Source organism: Stenotrophomonas sp. STEN031, assembly GCF_056759975.1.
This window is the reverse complement of record NZ_JBRREA010000016.1, coordinates 1-13,070: the sequence shown is the minus strand read 5'-3', so window position 1 is coordinate 13,070 and position 13,070 is coordinate 1. Positions and strand designations below refer to the sequence as shown.

Here is a 13,070-nt window from a genome sequence, read left to right as displayed (position 1 = left end):
GTCAGCCCGCCGCGACCGCGCGCTTGGCGGCGCTCACAATCCGCTCAACGCTGGGCAGGTACTTCATTTCCAGGCGGAACAGCGGAATGTGGGTGTCGTAGCCGGCAACGCGTTCGACCGGTGCCAGCAGGTCGTACATCGATTCCTCGGCCAGGCGCGCGGCGATCTCGGCACCGAAGCCGGCGGTCTTGGGCGCTTCCTGCACGATCACGCAGCGGCCGGTCTTGGCCACCGATTCGGCGATGGTGGCGAAGTCCAGCGGACGCAGCGTGGCCACGTCGATGACTTCGGCGCTGATGCCTTCGCCAGCCAGCTTGTCGGCTGCTTCCAGTGCTTCCTTGACCTGTGCACCCCAGGTGACCAGGGTGACGTCGGTGCCGTCACGCAGCACGAAGCAGACGTCCAGCGGCAGGGCTTCGCCGTCGTTGGCGACCACTTCCTTGTACTGGCGGTAGATGCGCTTGGGCTCCATGTAGATCACCGGGTCCGGCTCGCGGATCGCGGCCAGCAGCAGGCCGTAGGCGCGCTGGGGGCTGGACGGCAGCACCACGCGCATGCCCGGCACATTGGTGAAGATGGCTTCGTTGGCTTCGCTGTGGTGTTCCGGCGCGCGGATGCCACCGCCCCACGGCACGCGCAGCACCATCGGGCAATGCAGGCGACCACGGGTGCGGTTGCGCAGGCGCGCGGCATGGCAGATCAGGTGATCGACCATCGGATAGACGAAGCCATCGAACTGGGCTTCAGCCACCGGCTTCATGCCCTGCGCGGCCAGGCCGACGGTGAGGCCGGCAATGGTGGTTTCATCCAGCGGGGTGTCGAGCACGCGCTGCGGGCCGAACTGCTGCTGCAGACCGGCGGTGGCGCGGAACACGCCACCGTTGACGCCCACGTCCTCGCCCAGCACCAGCACCGAGGGATCGTGCTCCATTTCCCAGGCCAGCGCCTGGGTGACGGCTTCGATGAGGGTGATCGGGGTGGCGGTCATCGGGTTGTCTCCGCTGTTGCTCGCCGCGCTGTGCGCGACGCCGTGATCGTGGCTGGCCGGGGTGACAGAGGCGTTGCGCTTGATGTCATCCATGGCGCTGCTCCAGGGCGATGGCGGCAGCACGCTGCGCCAGCAGGTCCGGCGGCGGATCGGCATACAGGTAGTCGAACATCGCCTCGACCGGCTGCACCGGGCAGTTGAGGTAGGCGTTGACCTCCTCGTCGACGCGGGTGCCGCATTCGGCGATCCAGTTCTTTTCTTCTTCCTCGCTCCACACGCCGTGCGCGGTCAGGTACTTGCGCAGGCGGATCAGCGGCTCCTTCAGCCAGGCCGATTTCACTTCGGCGTCGTCGCGGTAGCGGCGTGCGTCGTCGGCGGTGGTGTGGTCGGAGAGGCGGTAGGTGAGGAATTCCAGCACCGTGCCACCCTGGCCGGACAGGGCGCGCTCGCGTGCCTGTTCCATCGCGGCCAGCACGGCGATCAGGTCATTGCCGTCCACCTGCAGGCAGAACAGGCCGCCGGCCAGGCCCTTCTGGGCCAGGGTCTCGGCGCCGGTCTGGGCCGAGCGGGGCACCGAGATGGCCCAGCCGTTGTTCACCACGCACAGGATCAGCGGCAGCTTGTAGGCGCCGGCCGAGTTCACTGCGGCATAGAAGTCGGTCTTGGAGCTGCCGCCGTCACCGCAGACGGTGACTGCAACCTGCGGCATGTTGCGCAGCTTGAACGACAGTGCCGAGCCGGCCGCATGCAGGCATTGGGTGGAGATCGGTACGCAGATCGGGAAATCGCGGGCCGCATCGCTGTTGCGGTCGTAGTCGCTGCCGCGCTCGTCGCCGCCCCAGTACATCAGCACGTCGCGCGGGCGCACGCCGCGCATGAACATGGCGCCGTACTCGCGGTAGCTGGGGGCGAACACGTCGCCGCTCTTCATGGCCGCGCCGATGCCGACGTGGGCCGCTTCATGGCCCAGGCAGGAGGCAAAGGTGCCGAGCTTGCCGGTGCGCTGCAGCGCCACGGCCTTGGTGTCGAACACCCGCGTGGCCAGCATCTGCTTGAACATCGGCAGCAGCGAGCGCGGCTCACGCAGCGAGGCGGGGAGATCGTCACGTACCAGGTTGCCGTCGGCATCCAGGTACTGCAGGTAATCGATTTGGAACTGGGCGGAAACCGTCATTGCAGCAACACCTTGAACAGATGGTTTCAAATGATAGGAATTACGCATGGTAAGGACTCAGTCCGAAAAAGCCGTCCTGCGCCGCAACAAGATTGACCGGGCACAGGCCAGGTTTGTTCCGCGCAACGAGATCCGGGCGAGCAATTCCAACGTATTCAGTCTGTGACAACAGGAACGGCACATTGTCGCGCTGCTTGGGTTTGCGCGTGTTTCGATTCCGTTTGCGCGGAAGCCAGATCCAGGGCACCCCTCCCAAACCCTCGCCTTGCCTTCGACAAAGGGAGGGCGTAGTGCCGACCCATGGTCGGCAGGGGCATTACCGGTAACCCCCTTGCCCACCATGGGTCGGCACTACAGAAGTGCACCCCTCCCCAGCCCTCCCCTTTGCCTGCGGCAAAAGGGAGGGGGCAGATGGCTTGGCCTGCGTTACCCTTGCCGCCCCATCCGATGGCCAGGCCGATGACCGTAGAAAAGAACCAGCGTGAGCTCGAAGCCGGTATCCATACCGACCTGCAGGGCCGGCTCACTTACGGCGGCTACCTGCGCCTGGACCAGTTGCTGTCGGCCCAGCAGCCGCTGTCCAACCCGCCGCACCACGACGAAATGCTGTTCATCATCCAGCACCAGACCTCGGAGCTGTGGCTGAAGCTGCTGGGGCATGAGCTGCGCGCGGCGCGGACGCATATGCAGCGCGACGAGGTCTGGCAATGCCGCAAGGTGCTGGCCCGGGCCAAGCAGGTGCTGCGCCTGATGACCGAGCAATGGGCGGTGTTGGAAACCCTCACCCCCTCCGAGTACATGGGCTTCCGCGATGTGCTGGGCCCGTCCTCGGGCTTCCAGTCGCTGCAATACCGCTATATCGAGTTCCTGCTCGGCAACAAGAATGCCGACATGCTCAATGTGTTTGCCCATGACCCGGAAGGGCAGGCGCAGTTGCGCGAGGTGCTGGAGGCTCCCAGCCTGTACGAGGAGTTCCTGGCCTACCTGGCGCGCTTCGGCCATGCCATCCCGGCGGCCTATGAAGGCCACGACTGGACCCAGTCGCATATCAGCGACCCGGCCCTGCGCCAGGTATTCGAGAACATCTATCAGGACACCGACCGTTATTGGCGTGAGTATTCGCTGTGCGAGGACCTGGTGGACCTGGAAACCCAGTTCCAGCTGTGGCGCTTCCGGCACATGCGCACCGTGATGCGGGTGATCGGTTTCAAGCGCGGTACCGGTGGTTCCAGCGGTGTGGGCTTCCTGCGGCAGGCGCTGGAGCTGACCTTCTTCCCCGAGTTGTTCGAAGTCCGCACCACCATCCGTGGCGACGCCTGAACCTGATTCCGGGATTGAAAATCCAACCTATTCAGCCACTTGCGTGGGGTCCTGGGCGAGGCCCCGGTGGCCCCGCGCGGACCTGGCGCAGCACTTGGTTGCAGCAGTATGTATTTGACGTGAAGCCGACGCTTCTGTGATCCTCGCCCGTCGCGCCGGTTCCGGCCGACTTGCTTGCATCACTTACCCACCGAATCACCAGGGGACACCGCATGAGCGCTGCCGCGCCGAATTCCGCATCAACCCCGGCGCCCGTGCCGGAGTTCAAGACCACCCTCGGCCATCCGCGTCCGTTGTGGATGCTGTTCATGACCGAGTTCTGGGAACGCTTTGCGTTCTACGGCATCCGCTGGGCGCTGGTGCTGTACATCGTGGCGCAGTTCCACGGCGGCAACGCAGCGGGCGAAACCCCGGCCAATCACACCTATGGTGCCTACCTGGCGCTGGTGTATGCAGCGGCGATCTTCGGTGGCTACGCGGCCGACCGGATCATCGGTTACCAACGCTCGATCCTGATGGGCGCGGTGATCATGGCCGCCGGCCTGTTCATGATCGCCATCCCCAATCCGCAGGTGTTCAACCTGGGCCTGGCCACGATCATCGTCGGCAACGGCCTGTTCAAGCCGAACATCTCCACGATGGTGGGCAAGCTGTACAAGCTGGATGACGAGCGCCGTGACTCGGGCTTCACCATCTTCTACATGGGCATCAACATGGGTGCGATGATCTCGCCGATCCTCACCCAGATCCTGGCGCAGAAGGTGTTCGGCACTGACGCCATGCCGGCTTACAAGATGGTGTTCATCGCCTCGGGCGTCGGCATGCTGATCAGCCTGTTCTGGTTCCAGCTGGAGCGTCGCCACCTCAAGGGTATCGGCGCGCCGCTGCCGGACAAGCAGGGCAGTGGTCCGGTGATCAAGACCGCCATCGCCTGCCTGGTTGCCATCCCGGTGATGTACGGCCTGCTCAATGCCGGCGCCAACGTGCTGCAGGTGATCCTGACGGTGATGTTCATCGGCCTGGGCATCATGCTGCTGGTCGAAGGCAGCCGCGAAGGCAAGGTCTCGCGCAACCGCGTGATCGCCATGCTGATCATCTTCACCTTCAACGTGCTGTTCTGGATGTTCTTCGAGCAGGCCGGCAGTTCCTTCACCTTCCTGGCCGACCGCATCGTCGACCGTCAGTTCGGTGACTGGACTTTCCCGACCGCCTGGTTCCAGTCGGTCAACTCGATCGCGATCATCACCCTGGCGCCGGTCCTGGCCTGGTTGTGGGTGCGCCTGGGCAAGGCCAACCCGTCGATCCCGCGCAAATTCGGCCTGGGCCTGATCTTCAATGGCCTGGCCTTCCTGCTGCTGATGTTCGCCCTGTCCAGCCTGCTGGACCCGGGCACCAACAAGATCCCGTTCTGGACCCTGTTCGCCGTGTACTGGATCCAGTCCATCGGTGAGCTGTGCCTGTCGCCGATCGGCCTGTCGATGGTGACCAAGCTGGCACCGGTACGTCTGGTCGGCTTTGCGATGGGTGGTTGGTTCCTGTCCACCGGCATCGGCAACAATCTGGCGGGCCTGTTTGCCGGTCACGTCAGTGGCGCCGGCGGCATGACCGTACAGTCGGCCCATTCCGGCTACACCATGGGCTTCTGGATCCTGATCGGTGGCGGCGTGCTGCTGTTCCTGATCGCCCCGTTGGTGCAGAAACTGATGCATGGCGTGAAGTAAGGAGTTGGCGATGAAACTGCTGTTTGGAATGTTTCCCCTGTTGCTCAGCGTGGCATTGGTCGGCTGCAATCAACCGCCCGCTGCCAAGCCTGAGAAAGTGCAGCCGCTGGATACCTCCGAACAGAAGACACCGGTGGCCGATACCAGCCAACCGGTGGCATCGGGCAACACCCCCACCGCAGCGGATATCGCTGCGGTGGCTGCGCTCAATGCGCAGTTCGACCCGGCCCGTGACCCGGTCGCTGACCTGGAAACGGCCAAGGTCGAGGCCCAGCGTGGTGGCAAGCGGATCATGCTGGACGTGGGCGGCGAGTGGTGCTCCTGGTGCCACCTGCTGGATGCCTTCATGGAAGGCGATTCGGAGCTGCGCCGTTTCCGCGATGCCAACTATGTGTGGATGAAGGTCAACTACAGCGAAGACAACGAGAACGCCGCCTTCCTGTCGCGCTTCCCCGAGATCAAGGGCTATCCGCACCTGTTCGTGCTGGACGCCGAGGGCAAGCTGCTGCACTCGCAGTTCACCGGGGACCTGGAAAAAGGCAAGGGCTATGACCGCGCCAAGTTCGATGCCTTCCTGAAGGAATGGGCACCGCCGGCGAAGTAAGCCTGCGATGTGATTGAACGAAAACGGCGCCGAAAGGCGCCGTTTTCGTTGCCCCCTCCCTTTGGCCAAAGGCCAAGGGGAGGGTTGGGGAGGGGTGCCTTTGATTTTGCTGTTAGCTGTCGGCTGGAAGCAAAGCCAAAGCCAAAGCCAAAGCACCCCTCCCCAGCCCTCCCCTGCGCGATGCGCAAGGGAGGGGGCAACAGCCGTCGTCTTCATTTTGTTCGCGCGCGGCCGCTAACGGATCAATCCCTCTGCATCCGGCGTCTTGCCCTTCCTCATCATGCAGCCAGCTGCCAGCCCCGATTCCAGCACCGCCACTGTTGAGCAGGACCTTGCCAGTACCAGCCTGCCCACGGTGGACGAACTGCTGGACGAAAGCGCAGCACCGGAAGAGTCCGCACCGCCGCCGCGCTACCGGCTGCCACAGGCGGCGGTGCCGCCCAACATCATGTTGCAGTCGGCGGTCACCCGGCTGGTGGAGCAGAAGGAGCAGATCGACCAGGTTGCGCGCAACGGCCTGCTGGCCGGGCTGTTGCCGCCGGAATGGAGCGCGTCGCCTGGCAACGAATTGCGTGCCTTTGTTGCCAGCGTGGTGCCGTTCGCCTCCGACAACGTACGTGGCGAGACCATCGCTGCGCGCGTGCCGCTGAAGTTCCTGCTCGGCCATTCGCAGCGTTGGGGCAAGCCCGATGTGGCCGAACCCAATTCCTTGTCAGCCTATCTGGCCAGCGATGAGCGCGCCAACAGCGGCGTCAGCGATCACGCCGAAGTCATGCTGTTGTCGCCATTGGGGCTGGGCTGGACACACGCCGGCCGCAGCCGTGTCGGTTTCCTGCGCGCGATGGGCGTGGAATCGATGGCCGCCCGGGTGACCGCGCTGCCTTATCCGGCGCCGGAGCAGTTGGCGCTGTATCAGGTCAGCAACGGCGGTCTGACCCAGTTCTGGTGTGTGATGGACAAGCGTCGACTGCGCGCATTGCCGGTGCCGGCCTTGTCGTTGCCATTGCTGACGGCTTATGGCGTGGCGGCGCCGCAGGCATGGCCATCCAACTGGCCTGCACCCGCCGAAGTTGACGCGGCATTGGCGTTGGCGCGCATGGGCAAGGGCGCCGCCGAAGTCGACCTGGTCAAGCTTGTGGACAAAATTGGACGTGACCAGGCCAACGATGCCTGGACCGGCGCCAGCCTGATGCAGCTGCACACCTGGGTGCCGCGCTGGCGGTTCTTCCTGACCTCGTTCATCGGTCTGCCGGCCGGCCTGTTGCTGCTTGCAGCATTGGCGTTGCCCGGCCGCGTGGAAGCGGCGGCGGTGGCGGCGGCATTGGGTTTTGCAGGTGGTGCGATCGCGGCCCTTGCCGCGCCGTGGATCTATGCGCGGCGCAAGCACCTGAGCTGATCGTCGCTGACGATCAACCCTCGTTCATGCGCTGCAGGCCGGCGTCGGCCAGGCGCGTGATCAGGCGTTCGAGTACCTGTTCCTCTTCCTCGGTGAGCGCCGACATCAGGCGCCGTTCCATCTCGATCACCATCGGCGCGATGGTCTCGTAGACCTCGAAGCCTGCGGCAGAAAGCGCCAGCACCGAACGGCGACGGTCATCGCCATGGGTCTCGCGTTTGATGAAACCGCGTTCCAGCAGGCGCGCCACGGCGCGGCTGACGGCCACCTTGTCCATTGCCGTGCGCTCGGACACTTCGCTGGCCGAGGAGCCCGGGTACAGCGCCAGGATGGTGATCACCCGCCATTCGGGAATGGCCAGGCCGTAGCGCTCGCCGTACAGCCGGGCGATGTTGCCGCTGACCCGGTTGGACAACACGCTGATGCGGTAAGGCAGGAACTGCTCAAGATCCAGCAACACGTGCGAGGCGCGGATGCTGGTGGACTTGCTGTAATCGGAAGAGCTCATGCTGCAGTGCACCTTGATGGTGGTTTCATGTGAAACTATAACCTTCGGTCCAGACCCGCTTTTTGCGGCGGATCTTCCTGTTTTCATCGCCGGTACCCCGGCGACCGCCATGCTCCCGGAGGCAACCCATGAATACCCCAACCGCATCCAACGCGCCCAACCTGGGCATGCAGGTCACCACCTTTGAAAACCCGATGGGCATCGATGGTTTTGAGTTCGTCGAGTTCGCCGCACCGGCTGGGCAGGCTGCCCAGCTGCACGCCTACTTCAAGAACATGGGGTTCACGGCCGTACTCCGCCACCGGCAGCGTGCTATTACCGTCTACCGTCAAGGCGGCGTCAACTTTCTTGTGAACGAGGAGCCCAATTCGTTCGCCGCCGACTTCGCCGCCAAGCATGGCCCGAGCGCCTGCGGCTTCGCCATCCGCTTCCAGAAGCCGGCCGCCGAGGTACTGTCGGCGGCCCTGGGCAACGGTGCCGAGGAAGTGGACCTGCTGGCCGAAACCCGCGCGGTACCGGCACCGGTGATCAAGGGCATCGGTGATTGCATGCTGTACCTGGTGGACCGCTACGGCACTGCCGGCAGCATTTACGACGCCGACTACGAGGTCATCGACGGTGCCGAGCAGAACCCGGTCGGCTTCGGCCTGACCTTCATCGACCACCTGACCCACAACCTGTACCTGGGCAACATGCAGCAGTGGTCGGACTATTACGAGCGCCTGTTCAACTTCCGCGAGATCCGCTACTTCGACATCAAGGGTGCCAAGACTGGCCTGGTGTCCAAGGCAATGACCGCGCCGGACGGCATCGTGCGCATCCCGCTCAACGAGTCCTCCGACCCGAAGAGCCAGATCAACGAATACCTCGATGCCTACAAGGGCGAGGGCATCCAGCACATCGCCTGCTTCACCGACAACATCTACGACACGGTCGAGGCGATGCGCGCACAGGGCATCGAGTTCCTGGATACGCCGGACACCTATTTCGACGTGGTCGACCTGCGCATCCCGAACAACGGCGAAGACGTCGAGCGCCTGCGCAGGAACAAGATCCTGATCGACGCCGACCCGGAAACCAAGCAGCGCAAGCTGCTGCAGATCTTCACCAAGAACTGCATCGGCCCGATCTTCTTCGAGATCATCCAGCGCAAGGGCAATGAAGGGTTTGGCGAAGGCAACTTCCAGGCCTTGTTTGAAAGCATCGAGCGCGACCAGATGGATCGTGGCGTGCTGTAAGCGCTTTGCTTGAGGCCTTTGCTTGAGGCATTTGCTCGAAGCCTTTGCTCAAAGCCCCTCTCCCGCTTGCGGGAGAGGGGTTGGGGGGCAAGCTCTTGCAGTTGCTGTTGATTTCCGCCGCACCCAGGTCGCCAGTTGCCTTAGGATCAAGTCAAAAGCTCCCCTCACCCCAACCCCTCTCCCGCAAGCGGGAGAGGGGCTCAATCGCAAAACATAGGCCGTCACCATGGTCAGCAACGCTTATCAATCCGGCTTCGGTAATGAGTTCGCCACCGAGGCTGTGCCCGGCACCTTGCCGGTGGGTCGCAATTCGCCGCAGCAGGTGGCGCACGGGCTGTATGCCGAGCAGCTGACCGGCACCGCCTTCACCGCGCCGCGCGGCAGCAACCGCCGCAGCTGGCTGTACCGCATCCGCCCGGCGGCGATGCACGGTGAGTTCACACCGTTCGAGCAGCCGCGCCTGCACAGCGATTTCAGCAAGGTCGCCGCCTCGCCGAACCAGCTGCGCTGGGACCCGTTGCCGCTACCCACCACGCCCACCGACTTCATCGATGGCCTGTACACGATGGGCGGCAATGGCTCGGCCGAAGCCCACACCGGCGCTGGTATCCATCTGTACGCCGCCAATGCCGACATGCACGGCCGCTACTTCTACAACGCCGACGGCGAGCTGCTGATCGTGCCGCAGCTGGGCTGCCTGCGCCTGCGTACCGAGATGGGCGTGATCGAGATCGAGCCGCAGCAGATCGCGGTGATTCCGCGCGGCGTGCGTTTCGCGGTGGAGCTGCCCGATGGCCAGGCGCGTGGCTATGTCTGCGAGAACTTCGGTGCGCTGTTGAAGCTGCCCGACCTCGGCCCGATCGGCAGCAACGGCCTGGCCAACCCGCGCGATTTCGAAACCCCGGTCGCCGCCTACGAAAACGTCGATGGTGAGTTCGAGCTGGTGGCGAAGTTCCAGGGCCGCCTGTGGCGCGCTGACATCGGCCACTCTCCCCTGGACGTCGTCGGCTGGCACGGCAACTACGCGCCGTACCGCTACGACCTGCGCCACTTCAACACCATCGGCTCGATCAGCTACGACCATCCGGACCCGTCGATCTTCCTGGTGCTGCATTCGGCCAGCGATACCCCGGGGACCAGCAACCTGGATTTCGTGATCTTCCCGCCACGCTGGCTGGTGGCGCAGAACACCTTCCGCCCGCCGTGGTTCCACCGCAACATCGCCAGCGAGTTCATGGGCCTGATCCACGGTGCCTACGACGCCAAGGCCGAGGGCTTCGTGCCGGGAGGTGCCTCGATGCACAACTGCATGACCGGCCATGGCCCGGATGCGGCCACCTTCGACAAGGCCTCGCAGGCCGATCTGTCCAAGCCCGACGTCATCACCGACACCATGGCCTTCATGTTCGAAACCCGTGGCGTGATCTGCCCGACCGAACAGGCAATGGAGGCCGCGCACCGCCAGCGCGGCTACCAGGCCTGCTGGAGTGGGCTGCGCAACAACTTCGCGCCGCCGAAGGGCTGAGTCAGGCTGGCAGCGGTGCTGGTTCCAGCACCGCTGCCAGATGCGTTTCCGGCAGCACTTCCTGCAGGCGCCCACGCACGCGCTGGGTATAGCCTTCGGAGGTCATTGCCGGAAGATGGCTGAGCGCCAGCTTCAGTGCGTTCACCGTGTCGCCTTCTTCGCGTGCGGCCTGCAGCAGCTTGTGCAGTTGCGCCGCGATGGGATTGCGCTGCAGTGCCAGGATATCCAGCACGTAGATGCGGGCGGCCACCATCGAGCGCCGCCGCTCCACAGGCGCACGCTGCGGTGCCGGCGCTGCAGCCACGGCCTCGGCGGCTGCCGCGGGGGCAGCCGGGAGTGGGGCAGGCGCGGGCGCAGGTGGCGCGTCCACCTGCAGGTAGCCGTCGCGCTGCAGCTGCGCGATCAACTCGGGCACGTCATTGCCAAGCATGCCGCTCAGTTCGGCCAGGTTGCGCTTGCCATCGCACAGGATCAGCGCCCGCCGCTGGCGCAAGTCCAGCGCGGCACGGTGCGTCTGCAGCACGGTGTGGCCAAGTTCGGTCTTGTGCGGTTGCATGGCGTTGGGCACGGGCGACGTAGGCGCCCAGCCTGTCGCCATCAGGTGAAACCACGATGACAAGCCTGTCTTCGCGCGGGCCGGCCATGCTTGCGGCTAGACTCGGCCAGGGACCTGTCCGGAGCTGTCGCATGAATCGTCTTGCCGTGCCTATGTCACTGTTCGCCGTGCTGCTGGTGGCCTGCCAGCGTCCGCCGCCGACTGAGCCGGTAGCGGCCGAGCCTGCCGCCGCCGCGACGCCGGCGCAGGCGGCAGATGCCGTCAGCACCGCGCCGGCGACAGGCAGCGATGCCGACTGGCAGGGGTATGGCGCAGCCCAGCTTGGGATCGATGTCGAGCAGCTGCGCACGGTCTGGGGCTCCGACTTGCAGGGCGACGCGGCGGCCGATGGCGCCTGCTACTACCTGTCGCCGGCGGCGCACAGCGAGGGTGGGCCGTTCTTCATGGTGGAGGGCGGCAGGTTTCTCCGTTACGACGTGCGTGGTGGCGATACCGCGGCACCGGGCGGTGGCAGGATCGGCATGGACCTGGCCCAGTTGCAGGCGCTTTACCCGCAGGCCGAGCCGCTGCAGCCGCACAAGTATGTGGAAGGTGGCAAGGTGCTGCGGGTGCCGGCAACGGATGGCAGCCAGGGCGCACTGGTGGTCGAGCTGGGCGCCGACGGCAAGGCCACGACGTGGCGCGTGGGCCTGCCGCCGCAGGTGGATTACGTGGAAGGCTGTGGCTGATACCCTGCTGCGGCCATAGGCGGTAGCGCGGGTATGCTCCCGGCACCGCCGTCATCACTGCTGGGGAGGGAGGCGCAATGTTCGAAGCGATCGCATGGTTTGTCCTGGGGCTGGTGCTGTTGGCCCTGGGCGGTGATTCCATCGTCAAGGCGGCCTCCGGCCTGGCCCAGCGCTTCGGTGCCTCGCCCTTCGTCGCGGGTCTGCTGCTGGTGGCTTTCGGTACCTCGTTGCCGGAGCTGGTGGTCAATGCGCGTGCCTTTGCGGTGGGTGCACAGGAGTTGGCGCTGGGTAATGCGGTCGGCAGCAATGTCGTCAATGTCGGCCTGACCCTGGGCCTGGCCGCGCTGGCCTTCCCGCTGATGGTGCGTACACGTGTGCTGTCGCCCTTGCTGGTATTGCTGGCCGTGGCGACGTTGGCCTTGATCGTGTTCGGGCTGGATGGTGCGATCAGCCGCATCGAAGGCATCGTGTTGCTGCTGGGCTTTGTCGGCGTGCTGGCCTTCCTGCTGAAGCGGGCGCGGCATGAGCCCGTGGCATTGCAGGAAAGCATCGCCGACTACGCCACCACCCGCACCGTATTGGGCTTGAACCTGATCCGCGTGGTCATCGCGGCGGTGGTGCTGTACTACGGCGCGCGTTTCGTGGTGCAGGCGGCACCGGTGATTGGTGCGGGCTGGGGCATGTCGCCGTTGCTGGCCGGTTTGTTGCCGGTGGCCATCGGTACTGCCTTGCCGGAAGTCGCCGCGGCCATTGCCGCTGCACGACGTGGCCAGGGAGACATGGTCGTAGGTCACGTGATCGGTTCCAGCCTGTTCAATGTGCTGGTGGTGATCGGCGGCATGGCGGCGTTGCGGCCGATGCCGTTGCCGGCCTCGTTCGTGCGCCTGGAGCTGCCGGCAGCCATCGTGTTCGTGCTGATGCTGTACCCGATGCTGCGCGGCGACCTGAAGATCAGCCGCGGCGAAGGCGCGGTGCTGTTCGTCGCGTTCCTGGCGTGGGTCGGCCTGGAGTTGGCGCTGTTGCATTGAGGCATCAGCCGTAGTGCCGAGCCATGCTCGGCAGCGGCGTTACCGGGAAGACCAGCCGTAGTGCCGAGCCATGCTCGGCAGAGGCGGTACCGGGAAGACCAGCCGTAGTGCCGAGCCATGCTCGGCAGGGGTGTTACCGGGCAGACCAGCCTGTAGTGCCGATCCATGCTCGGCAGGGGCGTTACCGGGAAGACCAGCCGTAGTGGGCGGGGCGGGGGGGGGCGGGGCCAGTCGGCGCCCGAGGGCGCGAGCGGGGCGGGGAGGCGGCCCGCGCGGCGGGGGGG

At 65.2% G+C, this 13,070-nt stretch carries 12 protein-coding genes; 8 read left to right on the top strand and 4 right to left on the bottom strand.

Annotated features, from left to right (window positions below; genetic code table 11):
* Position 1: 1 nt before the first annotated feature.
* The gene (locus tag ACVOLQ_RS09480; protein WP_481527805.1) at positions 2 to 1,081 is read right to left on the bottom strand and encodes an alpha-ketoacid dehydrogenase subunit beta; all 1,080 of its coding nucleotides are present in this window, start codon (positions 1,079 to 1,081) and stop codon (positions 2 to 4) included.
* Positions 1,074 to 2,162, bottom strand: coding sequence for a pyruvate dehydrogenase (acetyl-transferring) E1 component subunit alpha (gene pdhA, locus ACVOLQ_RS09475; RefSeq protein ID WP_313170919.1), 1,089 nt, complete (start codon positions 2,160 to 2,162; stop codon positions 1,074 to 1,076). Before pdhA ends, ACVOLQ_RS09480 begins: the two co-directional genes overlap by 8 nt.
* Before the next feature lie 459 nt (positions 2,163 to 2,621).
* On the opposite strand from pdhA, the gene ACVOLQ_RS09470 reads away from it, so the two are divergent.
* From ACVOLQ_RS09470 to ACVOLQ_RS09455, 4 genes are all read left to right on the top strand, one after another.
* Positions 2,622 to 3,482 (top strand): tryptophan 2,3-dioxygenase, encoded by an 861-nt coding sequence (locus tag ACVOLQ_RS09470; RefSeq protein ID WP_313170918.1) that lies wholly within the window; start codon positions 2,622 to 2,624, stop codon positions 3,480 to 3,482.
* A gap of 212 nt (positions 3,483 to 3,694) precedes the next feature.
* Positions 3,695 to 5,203, top strand: coding sequence for a peptide MFS transporter (locus ACVOLQ_RS09465; RefSeq protein WP_313170916.1), 1,509 nt, complete (start codon positions 3,695 to 3,697; stop codon positions 5,201 to 5,203).
* A gap of 10 nt (positions 5,204 to 5,213) precedes the next feature.
* Positions 5,214 to 5,807 (top strand): thioredoxin family protein, encoded by a 594-nt coding sequence (locus ACVOLQ_RS09460; RefSeq protein WP_481527804.1) that lies wholly within the window; start codon positions 5,214 to 5,216, stop codon positions 5,805 to 5,807.
* 265 nt (positions 5,808 to 6,072) lie between these two features.
* Positions 6,073 to 7,203 (top strand): hypothetical protein, encoded by a 1,131-nt coding sequence (locus tag ACVOLQ_RS09455; protein WP_313495645.1) that lies wholly within the window; start codon positions 6,073 to 6,075, stop codon positions 7,201 to 7,203.
* Positions 7,204 to 7,216: 13 nt separating this feature from the next.
* Here ACVOLQ_RS09455 and ACVOLQ_RS09450 read toward each other — a convergent pair whose 3' ends face one another.
* Positions 7,217 to 7,711 carry a MarR family winged helix-turn-helix transcriptional regulator gene (locus tag ACVOLQ_RS09450; RefSeq protein ID WP_057626456.1) on the bottom strand — a complete coding sequence of 165 codons (495 nt, stop codon included), beginning with the start codon at positions 7,709 to 7,711 and terminating at the stop codon, positions 7,217 to 7,219.
* Between the two features lie 128 nt (positions 7,712 to 7,839).
* Between ACVOLQ_RS09450 and hppD the strand changes: the two genes are divergently transcribed.
* On the top strand, positions 7,840 to 8,949 hold the full coding sequence (hppD, locus tag ACVOLQ_RS09445) for a 4-hydroxyphenylpyruvate dioxygenase (RefSeq protein WP_313170912.1): 1,110 nt from the start codon (positions 7,840 to 7,842) through the stop codon (positions 8,947 to 8,949).
* Positions 8,950 to 9,175: 226 nt separating this feature from the next.
* A complete protein-coding gene (gene hmgA, locus ACVOLQ_RS09440; protein WP_481527803.1) occupies positions 9,176 to 10,474 on the top strand; it encodes a homogentisate 1,2-dioxygenase in 1,299 nt (432 codons plus the stop codon).
* 1 nt (position 10,475) lies between these two features.
* Here the strand turns inward: hmgA and ACVOLQ_RS09435 are convergent, their stop codons facing one another.
* The gene (locus ACVOLQ_RS09435) at positions 10,476 to 11,030 is read right to left on the bottom strand and encodes a hypothetical protein (protein ID WP_481527802.1); all 555 of its coding nucleotides are present in this window, start codon (positions 11,028 to 11,030) and stop codon (positions 10,476 to 10,478) included.
* 152 nt (positions 11,031 to 11,182) lie between these two features.
* Between ACVOLQ_RS09435 and ACVOLQ_RS09430 the strand changes: the two genes are divergently transcribed.
* Both ACVOLQ_RS09430 and ACVOLQ_RS09425 read left to right on the top strand, forming a co-directional pair.
* The gene (locus tag ACVOLQ_RS09430; protein WP_481527862.1) at positions 11,183 to 11,758 is read left to right on the top strand and encodes a lectin; all 576 of its coding nucleotides are present in this window, start codon (positions 11,183 to 11,185) and stop codon (positions 11,756 to 11,758) included.
* A 77-nt stretch (positions 11,759 to 11,835) separates the two neighbouring features.
* On the top strand, positions 11,836 to 12,786 hold the full coding sequence (locus tag ACVOLQ_RS09425; RefSeq protein ID WP_481527801.1) for a calcium/sodium antiporter: 951 nt from the start codon (positions 11,836 to 11,838) through the stop codon (positions 12,784 to 12,786).
* Positions 12,787 to 13,070: the final 284 nt, after the last annotated feature.

Bases quoted from the DNA above. Each gene is read 5' to 3' on its own strand.
- pdhA (WP_313170919.1), bottom strand. From the start codon at position 2,162: ATGACGGTTTCCGCCCAGTTCCAAATCGATTACCTGCAGTACCTGGAT.
- ACVOLQ_RS09460 (WP_481527804.1), top strand. From the start codon at position 5,214: ATGAAACTGCTGTTTGGAATGTTTCCCCTGTTGCTCAGCGTGGCATTG.
- hmgA (WP_481527803.1), top strand. From the start codon at position 9,176: ATGGTCAGCAACGCTTATCAATCCGGCTTCGGTAATGAGTTCGCCACC.
- ACVOLQ_RS09425 (WP_481527801.1), top strand. From the start codon at position 11,836: ATGTTCGAAGCGATCGCATGGTTTGTCCTGGGGCTGGTGCTGTTGGCC.
- ACVOLQ_RS09480 (WP_481527805.1), bottom strand. From the start codon at position 1,081: ATGGATGACATCAAGCGCAACGCCTCTGTCACCCCGGCCAGCCACGAT.
- hppD (WP_313170912.1), top strand. From the start codon at position 7,840: ATGAATACCCCAACCGCATCCAACGCGCCCAACCTGGGCATGCAGGTC.
- ACVOLQ_RS09465 (WP_313170916.1), top strand. From the start codon at position 3,695: ATGAGCGCTGCCGCGCCGAATTCCGCATCAACCCCGGCGCCCGTGCCG.
- ACVOLQ_RS09470 (WP_313170918.1), top strand. From the start codon at position 2,622: ATGACCGTAGAAAAGAACCAGCGTGAGCTCGAAGCCGGTATCCATACC.
- ACVOLQ_RS09430 (WP_481527862.1), top strand. From the start codon at position 11,183: ATGTCACTGTTCGCCGTGCTGCTGGTGGCCTGCCAGCGTCCGCCGCCG.
- ACVOLQ_RS09450 (WP_057626456.1), bottom strand. From the start codon at position 7,711: ATGAGCTCTTCCGATTACAGCAAGTCCACCAGCATCCGCGCCTCGCAC.
- ACVOLQ_RS09435 (WP_481527802.1), bottom strand. From the start codon at position 11,030: ATGCAACCGCACAAGACCGAACTTGGCCACACCGTGCTGCAGACGCAC.